Origin of the sequence: Kitasatospora sp. NPDC093550, from assembly GCF_044764985.1 — a bacterium.
Lineage (GTDB): Bacteria > Actinomycetota > Actinomycetes > Streptomycetales > Streptomycetaceae > Kitasatospora.
Genome location: NZ_JBIWJF010000008.1, coordinates 353,209 through 370,096 on the forward strand (window position 1 = coordinate 353,209; position 16,888 = coordinate 370,096).

Consider the following 16,888-nt stretch of genomic DNA (forward strand, 5'->3'; position numbering starts at 1 on the left):
CCCCCCCGCCCGCCGCGCGCGGGCCCGCCCCCCCCCCCCCCCCCCCCCCCCGGCTGCTCTCGGCGCCCTTCGGCTTGAGGCAGGGGACTCGCCCCGCTCGTCTCCGGGCCGAGGGTTCGGTGACTCGTTCGGGTGAACGCCGGGAGGGTCGCCGCAGAACACGGGGTGACCCTTCGAAAAGCCGCTGCCGCTGTCAGTGCCGCGTGGCAGGCTTCCCGGTATGACGGCGTGGACCCTCAACGACATCGAACGTGCGATCCGCTCCTCCTGGGGTGTCGACACCTGTGCGCCCGAGGACCTGGCCCACTGGCGTCCCGACAATCCCGCCCGCGGCCAGTGCGGGGTGACGGCGATGGTGCTGCACGACCTGCTCGGCGGCGAACTGATGATGGGCGAGGTGTACGTCGACGGGGTCCGCACGGACCTCCACTGGTGGAACCGCTTCGCCACCGGCTTCGAGATCGACCTCACCCGCGAGCAGTTCGGGCCGGACGAACTCGTCGGCCCCGGCCGCCCGGTCGCCCGCCCGGCCCGCCCCGGCCGGCTGCAGGCCCAGTACGAGCTGCTGCGCAGCCGGGTGGTCGCCGAGCTGGAGCGCGGGGCCGCCGCCGCGCACCGCAGCAGCAGGCCGGCCCCGGCTCGCGCCTGCGCCTGAGCGCCGGGTCGGCGCAGCGGGCCGGGCGGGTTCCTGACGTACAGTCGGCCGCGAACGAACGACGAGGCCGTCGGAGACGACGAGCGGACGACAACGGCGACGGGAGTACGCGGATGGCCGGGACGACGGTCGGTTTCGTGGGGCTGGGCGCGATGGGGCGGGGCATGGCCGGCAGCCTGCTGCGGGCCGGTCACGCCGTACGGGTCTGGAACCGTTCGCCGGAGCCGGTGGCCGCCCTGGTGGCCGAGGGCGCGGAGGCGGCCGGCTCGCTCGCCGAGGTGTTCGCCGCCGACACGGTGGTCTCGATGCTCGCCAACGACGACGCGGTCGAGCGCCTGCTGCTCGACCCGGCCCTGCTGGCCGGCGCCGGGGCGACCCTGCACGTCAACATGGCCAGCGTCTCGCTCGCGCTCGCCGAGCGGGCCGAGGCGATGCACGCCGAGCACGGCATCGGCTACGTCGCCGCGCCCGTCCTCGGCCGTCCGCCGGTGGCGGCGGCGGGCGAGCTGAACATCCTGGCCGCGGGCGCCGCCGACCTGCTGGCCCGGGCCGAGCCGCTGTTCGCCGCGATGGGGCGGCGCACCTGGTACTTCGGTGAGAGCCCCCGGCAGGCCAACACCGCCAAGATCAGCACCAACTTCCTGCTGGCCTGCGCGATCGAGTCGATGGCCGAGGCCTGCAGCCTGGCCGACGCCAACGGCGTCCGGCCGACCGACCTGATCGAGATGCTGACCAGCACGCTGTTCCCCGGGCCGATCTACTCCGGCTACGGCGCCATGGTGGCCGAGCGCCGCTACGAGCCGGCCGGCTTCCGGCTGCCGCTCGGGCTCAAGGACGTCGGCCTCGCCCTGGAGGCGGGGGCCGCCCGGCACGTCCCGCTGCCGTTCGGCAGCATCCTGCGGGACGCCTTCCTGGACGCGCTGGCCCACGGCGACGGGGACAAGGACTGGGCGGCGGTCGCCGCCGTCGCCCGCCGCCGGGCCGGGCTTCCCGCCTGACCACCGGGCGGGGCGCGGGATCCGGGGGCGCGACCGGCCGGGGCGCGGGCGTCGTGTGATCGGCGGGGGCGCGGGACGGAATAACCGGCGCGTGACGACTGCTCGCACCTCCGTCCGTCGCACCTGACCGGGGGAGTACCGATGTCCGACCAGCCGTCCGACCAGCAGCCCCGCCCCGGGGCGCCGCGACGCTTCCTGTTCCTCGACGCCGGTGCCCGCCTCGACGGCAACTCCGCGCAACTCGCCCGGCTGGCCGCCGAGTCGAGCCTGCCGGCCGGGGCGGAGCAGCGCTGGCTGCGGCTGAGCGAGCACCCGTTGCCGCCCTTCCAGGACCTGCGGCACACCGGCGACGGCCGCTACCCCGAGCCGGTCGGCCACGAGCGGACCCTGCTGGACGCCACCCTGGCGGCGACCGACCTGGTCTTCGTCGCTCCGCTGTACTGGTACTCGCTGCCGACCAGCGCCAAGCTCTACCTGGATTACTGGTCCGCCTGGTTCCGGGTGCCGGGCGTGGACTTCCGCGCCGGGATGCGCGGCGGCACCGTCTGGGGCGTCACCGCCCTCGCCACCGAGGACGACAAGGCCGAGCCGCTGATCGGCACCCTCCGGCTGACCGCCGAGTACATGGGGATGCGCTGGGGCGGCGCGCTGCTCGGCAACGGCACCCGCCCGGGCGACGTCCTGCGCGACGAGCGGGCGCTGATCGCCGCCAAGTCCTTCTTCGCCGACTGACAGCCCCGGCGGCCCCGGCGGCCCCGGCGGTCCCACGGCTCCCACGGCTCCCATGGCCCCGGCGGCCCCGATCGCCCGCGACTGCGGTACGGTCGTCCGGGCGTGTACCCGTCACCCCCGGTCATCTTTTGGCAAAGTGCAAAAGCCTTACCGCTGGACGGAGTTGGACGAATCGGGCGGCCGGACGCCGCGTCGCGATCCCAGAGCGGTACCCGCCTTCCGGACCGGCCCGGTCGTTCGGTACTCTCCGTCGCACTTTCAGCTTCGCGGGGGGACGCGGCGCCTGCGGCCGCCCTCTCGCGCCCGGGCCTCGCCCGGAAACGTCCGTGAGGTCTCCTTGTCCATTCGTCGCAGTCTTGCCCTCGCCGGCGCCGCCGCGCTCGCGTCCTCGCTCGTGCTGGCCGGCGCCCAGGGCGCCATGGCCGTCGGCACCACCGGCTCCCCGTCCGCCACCGCACCGGCGGAGAAGGCCGGGCACCAGAGCCTCGACCTCTCGGTGCACGGTGTTCCCGGCACCTTCTTCGCCGGTGGTGACGCCCACGAGTTCACCTACCGGATCGACAACTCGACGAAGACCGACTTCGTCGCCTACCCGCTGCTGAAGTTCAAGAACAAGGCGGGCTCGCTCAAGGCGAAGGACCTCAAGCTCGAGTACCAGATGCCCGGCGGCACCTGGAAGACCGCCGTGGTCGCCCCCGGCGGCGGCGACGGCGACGACAGCGCCGTGCTGATGTTCCTCGGTGGCGTCACCGACAGCGGCGACGCCGCCGAGGACGCGCTGCTCTACATCGCCCAGGGCAAGCACCTCGACGTCAAGGTCCGCGCCTCCTTCACCCAGGACGCCCCGCTGGGCAAGGCCGGGGTCGTGCCGGTGGTCTTCTCCGCCGACGCCAACGACGAGCACGACAACGGCCACTTCAGCTGCGACGGGATCAAGGGCGCGGGCTTCACCATCAAGGCGGGCGGCGGCAAGCCGACCCCGACCCCCACCCCGACCAAGACCGGCAAGCCGAGCCCGACCGCGACGCCGACCACCACGGCGACGCCCACCACGACGCCCACCGCGACGCCGACCGCCACGGCCACCGCCACCGCGACGGCCACCGCGACCCCGACCACCCCGGCGCCGACCACCTCGGCCACCGGCACCGCCTCGCCGTCCTCGTCCGCGACCACGGCCGCCCCGGCTCCGTCCGAGAGCACCGACGCCCCGCAGCCGATCGACTTCCCGGTGCAGCCCCCGAACGTCACCCCGCCGAAGATCACCCCCGGCGGCGTGAGCAAGGCCAAGACCACCGCCGCCAACGCGGACAAGTCCCTGGCCCAGACCGGTGGCGGCGACGACACCACCGCGATCGCGGCCGCCGGCGGCGCCGTCCTGCTGGCCGGTGTCGGCACCCTCGTGGTGCTGCGGCGCCGCAAGGCGGGCCAGCACAGCTGACCCCAAGGGGCGTTCCCGGATTTCCCGAGTACCCCCGTGCCGCTCGCACCGTCCACCGGACGGCCACGCGGGCGGCACGGGCGGTACTCCTCCGTCACATAGGATGTCCGGCCGGAGGGGGGCGGAACCGGCGGGGAGAGAACAGGTGCGGGTAGCACGCACGGCACGGACCACCACGGATTACGAGGCGGCGACCGGACGCATAGCCGGGCTCCCGCTGCGCAGGCACCACGTCCTGCTGGTCGCCTGGACGGTGCTCTGGTTCCTCCTGGTCGAGCCGAGCGGCGGCTTCTCCTGGCACTACCTGCGCCAGGGCGAGCAGCTGCTCTTCAGCGGCCAGCCCGACGGCGGCCTGTCGCTCTACGCCCACCACCCGGAGCTGCAGATCGGCCCGGTCAGCCTGGCCGCGGCCCGGCTCACCGCCCCGTTCTCGCCGCACACCGGCCAGCTGGTCGCCGAGGCGGCGAGCGCCGCGCTCGGTCTGGTGATGCTGGTGTTGATCGGCCGCACCGCGGCCCTGTACTACCTCGGGACGGGCACCAACCACCGCCGGCTCCAGCAGCGGCTGCTGATCGCCGGGCTGGCCTTCATCCCGATGTGGGTCGAGGTCTCGGTCCGCTTCGCGCACCTGGACGACGTCCTGGCGCTGTTCTTCACCACGCTCGCCGCGCACGCCCTGGCCCGCGGCAAGCCCACCCAGGTCGCGATCTTCCTGGCGCTGGCGGTGGACTCCAAGCCGTGGGCGATCGCCTTCGCCCCGCTGATCCTGGCCCTGCCCCGGCCCACCTGGCTGCGCACTGCGCTCTGGTTCGCGGCCCTGGTGGCGGTCGCCTGGCTGCCGTTCTACCTGGGCAACCTGGACACCATGGCGGCGGCCAAGTTCACCATCCCCAACCAGCCCGCCTCCGCGCTGCGCTGGTTCGGGGTGACCGACCCGGCCACCCCCTGGTGGGACCGCCCGACCCAGTTCGCGCTGGGCATCGGCCTCGGCTGCCTCGCGGTGTGGCGCGGCCGCTGGCCGGCCGTGGTGCTGCTCGGCGCGGACGCCCGGATCCTGCTCGACCCGAGCGTCTACACGTACTACACGGCCTCGATCCTGCTCGGCACCCTGCTCTGGGACGCGGTCGGGCAGAAGCGGCTCGTCCCGTGGTGGAGCTGGATCGCGCTGGCCGCGCTGTACGGCGGCACGCTGCTCCTCCCGTCCGACTCCGCCCGAGGCTTCGTCCGGCTGGCCTTCGTGGTGGTCTCCGCCGCGTACGTGCTGCTCTGGCCCACCCAGCAGCCCCGCCGGCCGCGGACCACCGGGCAGGGCGACGGCGGACGCCGGGCGGCCCGACGGCGCGAGCGGACACTGGTCGGCGCCGACGCCTGAGAAGGCGCACGCTGGAGAACCCGGCCTCCGCGGCACCGGCCTCCGCCGCACCGGGCTTGACCCTCACGCGACGTGAGAGCCGAGGGTGGTGGTCAGCACCAGGGAGGAACTCCGATGACCGATGAGGGCTACTCGGTCGGCGCCGTGGCGAAGATCGCCAAGGTGACCGTCCGCACGCTGCACCACTACGACGAGATCGGCCTGCTCTCCCCGGCCGGCCGTACCCGCGCGGGCTACCGCCGGTACGTGGACTCCGATCTCGACCGGCTGCAGCAGATCCTCTTCTACCGCGAACTCGGATTCCCCCTGGAGGAGATCGCGGCGATCCTGGACGACCACTCGGTCAGTCCGAGCGAGCACCTCCGGCGGCAGCACCAGCTGCTGACCGACCGGATCAGGCACCTCCAGGACCTCGCCGCAGCCGTCGAGCACGCCATGGAGGCACGGAGAATGGGAATTCAGCTGACCCCGGAGGAGAAGTTCGAGATCTTCGGCGAGGGCTACCAGGAGGACTGGGAGCAGGAGGCCGAGCAGCGCTGGGGCGACACCGAGGCCTGGGCCGAGTCCCAGCGCCGCACCGGCGGCTACTCCAAGGCCGACTGGCAGCGGATCCAGGCGGAGATGACCGAGCTCAACACCCGCCTGGCCGAGGCGCTCACCGCCGGCGAGCCCGCCGACGGCACCGTCGCCATGGACCTCGCCGAGGCGCACCGGCAGCACATCTGCCGGAACTTCTACGACTGCACCTACACCATCCACCGCGGCCTGGGCTGCCTGTACGTCTCGGACCCGCGCTGGACCGGCATGTACGAGGAGATCGCCCCCGGCCTGGCGCAGTGGCTGCACGACGCCATCGTGGCCAACGCGGACCGGAACGAGCGGGCCTGAACGGCGCTCACACCTGAACGGCACTCACGGCTGTACGGCGCTCACGGCTATACGGCGCTCACACCTGAAAGGCGCTCACGCCACCCCGCGCCCGAAGGAGCGCCGGTAGGCGGTCGGCGAGGTGCGCATCACCCGGCCGAAGTGGTGCCGGAAGGTCGCGGAGCTCTCGAAGCCGACCGCCGCGGCGATCTCCTCGACCGTCCCGTCCGGCGACTCCAGCAGCGGCAGACTGGCGGCGATGCGCTGGGTGACGACCCAGCGCATCGGGCTGGTCCCGTTGCGGGCGGTGAAGTGCCGCAGGTACGAGCGGTCCGACATCCGGGCGGCGCGGGCCAGCACCGGGACGGTCAGCGGGGACGACAGGTGGTCGAGCGCCCACTGCATGCTGCGGACGATCCCGTCGTCCTCCTCCTCGACCGGGCGGACCGCCGCCTCGATGAACTGGGCCTGCCCGCCGTCCCGGTGCGGCGCCACCACGAAGCGGCGGGCCACGGTGTTGGCGACCTTGGCGCCGTGGTCCCGGCGGACCAGGTGCAGGCAGAGGTCGATCCCGGCCGCGCTGCCCGCGCTGGTGAGCACGTCCCCGTTGTCCACGTACAGCACGTCCGGGTTGACCCGCACCGCCGGGTGGCGCTGCTGGAGCAGTTCGGCGTACCGCCAGTGGGTGGTCGCCTCCCGGCCGTCCAGCAGCCCGGCGGCGGCCAGCGCGAAGGCGCCCGAGCAGATCGACACGATCCGGGCGCCGCGCTCGTGCGCCGTGCGCAGGGCCGCGACCAGCCCGGGGGAGATCCCGCCGCCGAAGGCGTTCGGGACGCCGGGGACGACCACGGTGTCGGCCGCGGCCAGCTCGTCCAGTCCGTGACGGGCGGTCAGCGCGAAGCCGCCCACCGCGTCCAGCGCCGTCCCGGGCCGGTCGGCGCACACCTTCAGCCCGTACCAGGGCGTGGCCAGCAGACCGGCCAGCTCGGGCCGGGCCAGCCCGAACACCTCGACCACGACGCCGAGTTCGAACGGCGCCATGCCCTCGAAGGCGTACACCGCGACGTCGTGGACGGGCTCCGGCCGCCGGCCGATGGCGACGGCCACCGGTCCGGGTGCCGTCCTCCCGGCGTTCGGCGCGCGGTGGCTCCCGGCGAGCTGCTCGGCCATGCGAACCCCCTGGTCACGGGTGGCGGAATCCCGGTGAGTGTAGCCGTCCCGGCCACCCCGGAAATTTCTTCGAACCCACCTGCAACCTCCACGCCGTTCGAACGTCCATGGGTACGGGGGCGGAGGGGAGCGGCCCGACGGCGGCTGAGAGGATCCCCCCGATCACGATCTTGATCAGGTGACCTGACGGTCCGGCGAACGCCGTCACCGTCCCGGGGGAAAGCGGAAACGCACATGTCCATGGCCATCGGGCCGATCGTCGCGCCGGCCGGGGCGCGCGGCTTCACCATCCGTGGGATGGTCGCCGCGTTGTTCGGCGCGCAGGAGGCCGGCGAGCCACTCGCCGGTCCCGTTCCCGAGCAGGAGGCGAAGCAGCGCCGGGCCGGCTTCCGGCTCCTGCGCGGCGGCCGCAAGCCGGCCGAGGACCGGCCCACCCTGACCGACCTCTACCACGCGCACCGGCTCGGCCTGGTGCGCATGGCCGTCCTCCTGGTCGACCACCAGGACCTGGCCGAGGACGTCGTCCAGGAGGCCTTCACCCAGCTCTACCAGCGCCACGGCGAGGAGCTGGACGACCTGGACAACGCGCTCGGCTACCTGCGGACCTCGGTGGTCAACGGGGCCCGCTCGATGCTCCGCCGTCGCAAGACCGCCCGCGAGTACGTGCCGCCGCACGAGGCCGACGCCCCGTCGGCCGAGGACCACGCGGTCCTCAACGACGAGCACCGCCGGGTGCTCGTCGCCCTGCAGGAGTTGACTCCCCGCCAGCGCGAGGTGCTGGTGCTGCGCTACTGGTCCGACATGTCGGAGGCGCAGATAGCCGAGACCCTGGGCCTGTCCCGGGGTGCCGTGAAGTCCACGGCCAGTCGTGCCCTGGACGCTCTGGAAAAGCACCTGGAGAAGGTTCGATGACCGACAAGTTCTCCCGCCGGTCCGGCGGCGGCGACGGCGACGGGCCGGCCGAAACCGCGACCGAACGACTGCTCCGCGAGGCGATGGGCGCGCGCGCCGCGCTGGTCACCGCGAACAGCCTGCGCCCGGCCGCGCCGCCGAGGAACCGGGTCCGCCGACTGCGCCCGGTGTACGCCGTCACCGTCCCGCTCGGCCTGGCCGCCGCGATGGCGCTCGGCGTGCTCACCTTCCACGGCGAGCCGGTCGCCCACGACCAGGTACCGCCGCCGGCCGCCACCCTGTCGGCCTCCCCGAGCCCGACCGCCGAGCCGACCGCCACCCCCGCCCCGTCGGTCACCCCGACCGACACCGGCACCCCGACCGGCGAGCCGGAGACCGAAGCCCCCCTCGGCGACCCCACCCCGTCCTCCAGCGCGTCGGCCACCAACACCGTCCCGAGCGGGCCGTCGACCTCGTACACCTTCCGTGGCGTCAAGTTCAAGGTGCCGGCGGGCTGGAAGACGGTTCAGCTCAATGACAGCCTCGTCTGCGTCCTGAGTCCGGGCGCGCCGGCCGAGTCGCCGCAGGGTTGGTCGCAGCAGGTCTGCGAGCCGTACGGCGTCACGGTCACGGCCTACAACACCCAGGAGGAGGTCGACGGTGGCGGCTGGCCCAAGATGGTCTACCTGGACACGGACTCGGGTTGGAGCAACCAGCCCTACTGCCCGCTCTGGGACAACCCGCACGAGCCCGTCGGTGAATCGGTCACCAGCGTCGGCCCGGTGAAGAGCGCCCCCACCCTCTCCGGACGCTCGGCCCGGAAGTCGCAGTGGCAGGTGACCTGCGGCAAGTCCGCCTTCACGGCGCAGGTCTGGGCCCTGCCCAAGGACCAGGTGTTCGTCGCGGCGGTCGGTCTCAAGAGCGACTACCAGGCCGGCCTGCAGACGATCGTCAACAGCTTGGACGTCAGCGGCCACAAGGCGCCGGGGGCGACGCCGTCGGCGGCTCCGGTGAGCGACAGCGACATCGCCATCTCCTTCAGCGGGATCCTTCCGGCGGGGCTCGTGTCCGCGAAGGACACGCCGGTGACCTTCGCGGTGACGTACAGGAACACCAGCCAGAACGCCTTCGAAGCCGTCCAGCCGGTGCTCTTCACCGAGCCCTACGCAGGATCACCGGCGAGCGAGACCGAGCCGGTGAACTCGGGCAAGCTGGAACGTCAGGACGGGAACACCTGGGTCCCGCTACCCATGTCGCCGGTCGCGAGCATGCGTCACCTGACCGTGGGCAAGCCGGCCGCCTTCCCGTTGGCGCCGGGCCAGAGCAAGACGGTGCTGTTCCGCCTCGCGGTCGACAGCGCGGACGGCCCCGGGGTGATGCCGGTGACCGCCCAGGCGATGCTGCCGTACGACGGAACGGGGCAGCAGACCTTCCTCGGCAGAGCGACCATCCGGGAGAACGTCGTGAAGTAGCCGGTCGTCGACCGCGTCCGAGGCGCCGTGGCCAGGGAATCCCCTGGTCACGGCGCCTTTCGGCGTTCCGGGGCGAGGCCGCCGAAAAACTTTCCGATCCACCTGCAACCCCCCGGGGGGATGGACGTCTATCAGGGTGAGGGGCGGGGAGGGCAAGCCGGCGGGGCCGGGGCTCGGGCCGGCTCCCCGGGACGCGAGCGAGGCGTCCGCTCATCCGAAATCACCAGCACTGTGTCCTCTGGGGGGACTGTCACATGAACACGTCCGTTATCGCCCGTATTGCGAAGATCGTCCCGCTGGTCGTCGTCGCCGCGATCGGTGCCGCCGCCTGTGACCCGGCGGAGGCCGGCCAGGTCGGGCTCCAGGCCGGCCCGAGCGCCGTCAGCGTGGCGGGCGCCGGATCGGCCGCGCCGGCCACCGCTCCCGCGCCCACCGCCGCGCCGGCCCCGGCCGCGACCGGCTCCGCCCCCTCGGCCCCCGCCGCCCCCGCGTCGGCCGCCCCCGCACCGGCCACCAAGGCCACCAAGGCCGCGACCGGCACCGCCGCCGGGCCCGCGACCACCAACACGCCCAAGTCCGTTGCCACGAAGGCCCCCGAGGGCGGCGGCGGTGGCATCGGGATCACCTTCAGCGGTCTGGCCGACGGCCGGCAGATCCAGGTGGGCGACCGGGTGTCCTTCTCGGTGACCTGGAAGAACAACGACTCCACCGGCAGCCGCGCGGTGGCGCCGGTGGTCGCGACGCGGGAGTTCGAGGGCGCCCCGTGCCAGCAGATGCTCGCGATGGCGCGGGGCACGCTGGAGCGCAAGGACGCCGCGGGCTGGAAGGCCCTGCCGTCGCTGAGCCAGGGCGGCGGGATGGACTACGCGGGCACGGGCGACGACGTGGCCTTCACCCTCGCGGCGGGCGAGAGCCGCACCGTCGAGTACCGGATGGTCCTGGACGCGGGCAACCAGCCGGGCAGGCTGGCCGTCGAGGCGGACGCCGTGCTGCCGCACTCCCTCTCGCCCGTGGCGAAGAAGGTGGTGACCACCTCGGTCGTCGACCGCCACCGCCCGGTGGTGACCTCGGTCTCCGCCCCCACCCCGCTGGTCGTCGGCGGGGCCCCGACCGAGTTCTCCTTCCGGGTCTCCTCTTCGGACGGTCCGTCCCTGCTGCGCCCGGTGGTGCGGCTGTCCCTGCCCTCCGGCGCGGGCCTGACCGGTGCGGACGTCACGATGGAGGCCAAGGTCGGCGACGAGTGGAAGTCCTTCGAGGTGACCGAGGACTGCAACGGGCGGCTCGGGGTGTCTCCGGCGGAGCTGGTCGGCGTCATGACGGGCAACCCGACCGAGTACACCTTCCGGGTCGGCCTGAAGCGGGTCGGCGGCGCCGGTGCGGTGGAGATCCGGGTCGGCGGCGACTCGGACGGCCACCCCGGGGAGACCGTCGCGGTCCGGCCCGTCGTTCAGCGCTGACCGCGGGAGAACGGTCGTCGTCCACGAAGCCGAAGGGCCCGGCCTCCCACTGCTCGGGAGGCCGGGCCCTTCACCCGTGTGCGGCGGCTCAGGCGAGCGAGGCCATCCAGGCCTCGACGTCCTCGGCGCGGCGGGGCAGGCCGGCCGAGAGGTTCTCGTTGCCGTCGGCGGTGACCAGGATGTCGTCCTCGATCCGGACGCCGATGCCGCGGTACTCCTCGGGCACGGTCAGGTCGTCCTGCTGGAAGTACAGGCCGGGCTCGACGGTGAGCACCATGCCGGGCACCAGCAGGGCGTCGACGTGCTCCTCGCGGCGCGAGTGGGCGCAGTCGTGGACGTCCAGGCCGAGCATGTGGCCGGTGCCGTGCAGGGTCCAGCGGCGCTGCAGGCCGAGCTCCAGGACCTTCTCGACGTCGTACGCCGAGGCGTCCAGCAGGCCCCAGGCGAGCAGGCGCTCGGCGAGCACCCGCTGGGAGGCCTCGTGGAAGTCGCGGAAGCGGGCGCCGGGCTTCACCGCGGCGATGCCGGCCTCCTGGGCGTCGTACACCGCGTCGTAGATCTTGCGCTGCAGCTCGGTGAAGCGGCCGTTGATCGGCAGGCTGCGGGTGACGTCGGCGGTGTAGAGGGTGTGGGTCTCCACGCCGGCGTCCAGCAGCAGCAGCTCGCCGGGGCGCACGTCGCCGTCGTTGCGGACCCAGTGCAGGGTGGTGGCGTGCGGGCCGGCGGCGGCGATGGTGCTGTAGCCGACGTCGTTGCCCTCGACCCGGGCGCGGCGCCAGAAGGTGCCCTCGATCCAGCGCTCCGAGGTGGCGACGGCCTGGCCCAGCTCGCGGACCACGTCGGTGAAGCCCTTGACGGTGGCGTCGCAGGCGGCGCGCAGCTCACCGATCTCCCACGCGTCCTTGACCAGCCGCAGGCCGCTCAGGAACTCCTTGAGCTCGGCGTCCTTGTCGGCGTCCAGGACGTCGGCGAGCGCGGCCTCCAGACCGGCGTCGTAACCGCGGACGATCCGGGTGGGCACGGCGGAGTCCGCGGCGCGGGCGGCCAGCTCCTCGGCGGCCTTGCGGACGTCGTGCGCGGGCAGGCCGAGCAGCTGCTCCTGCTCGCTCAGGCTGTGCCGGCGGCCGACCCACAGCTCGCCGTAGCCGTCCAGCCAGAACTCGCCGTTCTCCCGGTCGGAGCGGGGCAGCAGGTAGAGCGCGAACGCGTGGCCCGCGTCGCCGGTCGGCTCGGCGACCAGCACGGCGTCCTCGGTCTGGTCGCCGGTGAGGTGCACGTACTCGCTGGCGGCGCGGAAGGCGTAGTCGGTGTCGTTGGCGCGCACCCGCAGGTTGCCGGCCGGGACCACCAGGCGCTCGCCGGGGTAGGCGGCGGACAGCTTGGCGCGGCGCTCGGCCGCGTACGGGGCCTGGGCGACGGGGGCGAGGCCGTGCAGTTCGGTGTCGGCCCAGCCGGACTTCATCGAGGTGGCCAGCTCGTCGGAGATCCCGCCGTAGAGGCCGTTCTTGCGGCCCTTGAACTCCTGCGGGTCCTCGCCGCCCTCGGCTTCGGGGTTCTCGGCCACCGCGGGGGTGCGGTCCTCGGTCACGTGCAACGCCTCCTTGGGGGGTGGTACCGCCGCCCCTCGGGGGAGTGTCGGATCGCGACACGCGCGGGCGGCCGTGCGTCCCATGGTACGGACGCCCGGCCGCTCAGTCGTTCGGCCCCGGTGCGCTCACTCGAAGCGGGCCGCGAGCAGCATCAGGTCGTCGGTGGCCGTGGTGGCGGCCTCCGGGGCCGGGCAGACGGCCAGCAGGTGGGCGCAGAGCCGGTCGGGGTCGATCCGCACGTCGCGCGGGGCGTCGGCGGCGGCCCGGCGCAGGTTGGCCTGCCCGGCGTGCAGGGTCGGGCCGCAGCGGCGGGCCAGGCCCTCGGTGTAGAGCAGCAGGGTGTCGCCGCGCTCGGCGGTGAACTCGACCCCGGGCGCCTCCCAGCAGGCCAGCATGCCGAGCGGGGCGGAGAGCGAGGTCTCCACGAACTCGGCGCCGTGCCGGCCGACCAGGACCGGCGGGCAGTGCCCGGCGCCGGCCAGCGTGACCCGGCGCTCCTCGGGCTCGACCCAGGCGTACACGGCGGTGGCGGTGCGGGTCGGCTCGGTGGTCTTGAGCAGCAGTTCCAGGTCCCCCAGGACGGAGACCGGGTCCTCGCCCTCCAGCACCGCGTACGCCCGCAGCGCGGCCCGGACCCGGCCCATCGCGGCGGCCGCGCCGGGGGCGGAGCCGGGGCCCGCGCCGGGGCCGTCGCCGGAGACGGAGCCGACGGTGAGGCCGACGGTGCCGTCCGGCAGCGGGATCGCGTCGTACCAGTCGCTGCCGCAGGAGCGGTCCAGGCCGGCCGGGACGATCCGGGCGGCCAGCCGGACCCCGGGGGTCTGCGGGAGGCGGTCGGGCAGCAGGCCGCGCCGGAGGGCCTCGGTGGTGCGCCTGATCCGGTCCGCCTCCAGCTGCTTGGCGAGCAGCGGGGCGGCGATCTCGGTGTAGTGGCGGGCCAGTTCGCGCCGGCCCCGGGTGGGTTCGGCGGGCTCGTCGTAGAACCAGAGGGCGGCGGCGAGCGGGCCGTCCTCGGTGGTGGCGAGCGGCAGGCCGAAGGCGCCGCCGAGGCCGAGGTGGACGGCGAGTTCGCGCAGCCGGGCGCCGATGGCCGGGTCCGCGGCGAGGTCGGGGGAGTGCAGCTGCTCGGGCCGGTCGCGGTCGCGCAGCAGCCGGGCGAGCAGGCTCTGCTCGGTCGGGACGGTCTCCAGGGCGCCGAGGCTGGCGCGGTCGAGGCCGAGGCCGACCGGCTGGCCGGGGCCGCCGCCGGGCAGCCGGGTGACCAGGACGCCGCGGCGGGCGCCGAGCAGCGCGGCACCGGAGGCGAGGACGGCGTCCAGGGTGGCGGCCAGGCCCCGGGCGCGGGCGAGCTGCTCGGTGTGCTCGTGCAGGCTGGTGATATCGGACAGGCGTCCGGCCAAACGGTCCTGCACCGTGTCGGACGGCTCCGGGTGGTCGTCCGCCGTGCCGTCCGGTGCGTCGGCGGGGCCGGGCAGCCCCGGCAGGTCGAGGACGGAGAGCCCGCCTGCGCAGCCGGGTGCGCCCGGCTCGGCGGTCGTCGTCGACGGGAGGGCCGTCGACTGGTGGGACTCGTTCATGCCGCCACTCCTGACGCGGTGCTACGTGCCATGCGAAACCCCCAGGTACGGCCAATGTGGAGCGAGCACGGCCAAAAGGCGTGTTTCGCCTCGATTCGCTACTACTCGTCATTGATCGACAGCAATGCCACCACTTCTACACAGGCCATTCGGGGCATGTCCAGATCCAGGACGACGCGGTGGCCGGTTCCACCGCCTTCGCGACCCGGTCGGGGGGCGTGCGTGGTCGGTGCGCGCGCCGGTCGGCCGGGAGGCATGGAGCGAGCCGTGAACGGGCAGAACCGGGGGGACGGACCGGGCGGCCGTCCGGATCGTATGCCCGTGCCGCCCGCGCCCCGGGTCGGCCGGAAGTCCTCTCACTCGTACGGTGGAACCAAGCGCGCCCGGGCGGCGTCCATCCGGTCGCATACGGGATTCTCGTTCCAAGGGCTGTTCCAGTGCGCGGCCCTCCTCATGTCGTGCTCCACACCGTGCTCCACGTCGTCGCCGCGCCGTTCGCCATGCCGCCCGCCCCTTCCGCGCCGCCCGGGGCCGTGCCGCGGCGGGCCCGTGCGGAGGGTGCCCGACGGATGCCGGCGGGGCGGAGCGAACCGAGCGGTCAGGGAAAGGAACGAGCGCCATGCGTGAGAACCCGAAGGACCGGTCGGACGAGCGTGCCGGACGGCTGGCCGCGGCCCTGACGGCCGCCGTCGACCACCGCTGGCCCGTGGTGCCGGGCGCCGTGCTGCGCGGTGGGCGCTGCTCCTGCGGCGATCCGGACTGCACCGTCCCCGGCGCGCACCCGCACGACCCCTCGCTGCTGGCCGCCACCACGGACGCCCGGATGGTGCGCTGGTGGTGGGAGCGGCAGAGCCCGGACGCGACGGTGCTGGCCGCGACCGGCAGGACGGTCTCGGCGGTCAGTCTGCCCGCGGCGGCGGGCGCGCGGGCCCTGGTCTACCTGGGCGCGCTGCGACTGCCGCTCGGCCCGGTGCTGGCGATGCCGGGCCGCTACGCGCTGCTGGTGGCCCCGTACTCCCTGGACGCGCTCGGCGAGATGCTCGCCCAACTGCCTTGGGTCCCGGGCTCGTTGCGCTATCACGGGCCGGGTGGCTTCCTGCCGCTGCCGCCCGGCGGGGCGGCCGGCCGGGTGCGCTGGGTGCTGGCGCCGCGACCGGGCGAGGGCGGGGGGGTCTGGCTGCCGCAGGTCGGGCCGCTGCTGGGGGAGTTGGTGGAGGCGACGGTCCGGCTGGACAGCGGGCGCTCGGCGTACTGAGACGCGGCGTCCTGCGCGGCCGCCGGAAGGGGCCGTCCGAAGGGGCCGTCCGGAAAAACAAAAGATCCGGCCGCTGGCGACGGGGGATGCACCAGCGGCCGGACTCTTTAGACAGTAACAAGGATCTGCGCCCGCGCCAATTTCCAAGACGCCCTCCACGCCCGGAAATTGCGCGTTCACCGCGACAATGTGACGCGTATCACGCTGATCCTGCGCGCTTTAGTTCAAGGTGACCTGACGGTTCACCAGGTTCGCGCGGGCGCGCCGCTCCTCGGCGGTCAGCGGGGTCTCGTCGGCGAGCACGGCGGCGAGCCGCTCGCCGAACTCGGCGGCCGGCTTCTCGCAGTCGGCGGCGGTCATCGAGAGCGGCAGGTCCCACACCGGGACGGTCAGGCCGTGCGCGCGGAACGAGCCGACCAGGCGGGTGTCCGCGCCGAGCGAGGCCTCGCCGGCGGCGTTCAGCCGGGCCAGCGCGTCCAGCAGCTGCTCCTCGGGCACGGTCATCACCCAGCGCAGGTGGTTCTTGTCCGGGGTGCCGCACCAGTAGGCGGCGTCGACACTGGCCAGCTTCTCGGTCGGGATGGCCGAGGCGTTGGCGCGCTCCAGCGAGGCGGCGACCTCGCCGGTGGCGGTCTCGGCGTCCTCGAGCCAGAACTCGAAGCCGGTGTGCACGGTCGGCGTGAACGCGGCGGTGGTGTCCAGCAGGTCCTGCAGGCGGCGCCCGCCCGGGACGGTCCGGCGGGCCGGCACCGGGGTGCCCGGCTCGGTGGCCAGGGCCAGCTCCAGGGCGTCCGCGAGGTCGCGGCTGAGGTCGCCGGAGGCGGACTGGGTCTGCAGGCCGAGCAGGATCGAGCCGTCCTGACGGCGCAGGGCCGGCCAGGCCAGCGGCAGCACGGTGGCCAGCGTCACCGACGGGACCTCGCCCTCGGCACCCCCGGCCACCCCCGCGGCCAGCGTCAGCGGCACCGTGGCGGCCGGCACCAGCTCGCGCAGCGCGACCCAGTCGGCCTCGCCCGGAAGGCCCTCGAACGGGCGGTGCACCAGCTCCTGCACCGCGTGCGAGGCCTCCCGGCCGTGGCAGGCCTTGTAACGGCGGCCCGAGCCGCAGGGGCAGTCCTCGCGGGCCCCGACCACGGGGATCTCGCCCGTGACGGCGGTGGTGGACTGACGCTGCGGCGCCTTCTTGGCGGCCTTCTTGCCCATGGTGCGGCTCTCCCGGGAACGGTGGTCCTGTGTCCCGGGAAGCCTACTGACGTTCCCGCGGCACCCGTGCCTCCCCCGGCGCGCGCCGACGCGCCGGGGCGGGCGTACGGGGCCCTAAAGCTTGTTGCAGAAGTCTGGGTGTGGGCAGGCCGTCGTGTGTTCTGGCCTGCTGGTTCATGCGGTTCGGGCGAGGTTGTGCATGTGGGCGA

The 16,888-nt window shown here is 74.1% G+C and carries 14 protein-coding genes; 10 read left to right on the forward strand and 4 right to left on the reverse strand.

Annotation, left to right across the window (positions count from 1 at the left end; genetic code table 11):
- Positions 1-220 precede the first annotated feature (220 nt).
- The 6 genes from ACIRD3_RS16115 (at position 221) to ACIRD3_RS16140 (ending at position 6,086) form a co-directional block, all read left to right on the forward strand.
- Complete coding sequence (locus tag ACIRD3_RS16115; protein ID WP_402216297.1) at positions 221-655, forward strand: hypothetical protein; 435 nt, start codon at positions 221-223, stop codon at positions 653-655.
- The gene (locus ACIRD3_RS16120; protein ID WP_402216370.1) at positions 652-1,653 is read left to right on the forward strand and encodes an NAD(P)-dependent oxidoreductase; all 1,002 of its coding nucleotides are present in this window, start codon (positions 652-654) and stop codon (positions 1,651-1,653) included. Before ACIRD3_RS16115 ends, ACIRD3_RS16120 begins: the two co-directional genes overlap by 4 nt.
- A 141-nt stretch (positions 1,654-1,794) precedes the next feature.
- Complete coding sequence (locus ACIRD3_RS16125) at positions 1,795-2,385, forward strand: flavodoxin family protein (RefSeq protein ID WP_402216300.1); 591 nt, start codon at positions 1,795-1,797, stop codon at positions 2,383-2,385.
- A gap of 337 nt (positions 2,386-2,722) precedes the next feature.
- A complete protein-coding gene (locus tag ACIRD3_RS16130; protein ID WP_402216303.1) occupies positions 2,723-3,826 on the forward strand; it encodes an LPXTG cell wall anchor domain-containing protein in 1,104 nt (367 codons plus the stop codon).
- Between the two features lie 145 nt (positions 3,827-3,971).
- Positions 3,972-5,198 carry a hypothetical protein gene (locus ACIRD3_RS16135; RefSeq protein WP_402216305.1) on the forward strand — a complete coding sequence of 409 codons (1,227 nt, stop codon included), beginning with the start codon at positions 3,972-3,974 and terminating at the stop codon, positions 5,196-5,198.
- Positions 5,199-5,312: 114 nt separating this feature from the next.
- On the forward strand, positions 5,313-6,086 hold the full coding sequence (locus tag ACIRD3_RS16140; protein WP_402216308.1) for a MerR family transcriptional regulator: 774 nt from the start codon (positions 5,313-5,315) through the stop codon (positions 6,084-6,086).
- Positions 6,087-6,161: 75 nt separating this feature from the next.
- On the opposite strand, the gene ACIRD3_RS16145 is transcribed toward ACIRD3_RS16140, so the two are convergent.
- The gene (locus tag ACIRD3_RS16145) at positions 6,162-7,235 is read right to left on the reverse strand and encodes a helix-turn-helix domain-containing protein (protein ID WP_402216311.1); all 1,074 of its coding nucleotides are present in this window, start codon (positions 7,233-7,235) and stop codon (positions 6,162-6,164) included.
- Between the two features lie 234 nt (positions 7,236-7,469).
- Here ACIRD3_RS16145 and ACIRD3_RS16150 point away from each other — a divergent pair, with 234 nt between their 5' ends.
- The 3 genes from ACIRD3_RS16150 (at position 7,470) to ACIRD3_RS16160 (ending at position 11,055) form a co-directional block, all read left to right on the forward strand.
- The gene (locus ACIRD3_RS16150) at positions 7,470-8,147 is read left to right on the forward strand and encodes an RNA polymerase sigma factor (protein WP_402216313.1); all 678 of its coding nucleotides are present in this window, start codon (positions 7,470-7,472) and stop codon (positions 8,145-8,147) included.
- A complete protein-coding gene (locus tag ACIRD3_RS16155; RefSeq protein WP_402216315.1) occupies positions 8,144-9,598 on the forward strand; it encodes a hypothetical protein in 1,455 nt (484 codons plus the stop codon). Before ACIRD3_RS16150 ends, ACIRD3_RS16155 begins: the two co-directional genes overlap by 4 nt.
- Before the next feature lie 254 nt (positions 9,599-9,852).
- The gene (locus tag ACIRD3_RS16160; RefSeq protein ID WP_402216321.1) at positions 9,853-11,055 is read left to right on the forward strand and encodes a hypothetical protein; all 1,203 of its coding nucleotides are present in this window, start codon (positions 9,853-9,855) and stop codon (positions 11,053-11,055) included.
- An 88-nt stretch (positions 11,056-11,143) separates the two neighbouring features.
- Here ACIRD3_RS16160 and ACIRD3_RS16165 read toward each other — a convergent pair whose 3' ends face one another.
- Together ACIRD3_RS16165 and ACIRD3_RS16170 are read right to left on the reverse strand one after the other, a co-directional pair.
- A complete protein-coding gene (locus tag ACIRD3_RS16165) occupies positions 11,144-12,643 on the reverse strand; it encodes an aminopeptidase P family protein (RefSeq protein ID WP_402216324.1) in 1,500 nt (499 codons plus the stop codon).
- 126 nt (positions 12,644-12,769) lie between these two features.
- Entirely contained in the window at positions 12,770-14,221 is a 1,452-nt protein-coding gene (locus tag ACIRD3_RS16170) for a PP2C family protein-serine/threonine phosphatase (protein ID WP_402216327.1), read from the reverse strand.
- Positions 14,222-14,840: 619 nt separating this feature from the next.
- Here ACIRD3_RS16170 and ACIRD3_RS16175 point away from each other — a divergent pair.
- Entirely contained in the window at positions 14,841-15,476 is a 636-nt protein-coding gene (locus ACIRD3_RS16175; RefSeq protein ID WP_402216329.1) for a bifunctional DNA primase/polymerase, read from the forward strand.
- Between the two features lie 219 nt (positions 15,477-15,695).
- Here the strand turns inward: ACIRD3_RS16175 and ACIRD3_RS16180 are convergent, their stop codons facing one another.
- Positions 15,696-16,679 carry a DUF5926 family protein gene (locus tag ACIRD3_RS16180; RefSeq protein ID WP_402216332.1) on the reverse strand — a complete coding sequence of 328 codons (984 nt, stop codon included), beginning with the start codon at positions 16,677-16,679 and terminating at the stop codon, positions 15,696-15,698.
- Positions 16,680-16,888: the final 209 nt, after the last annotated feature.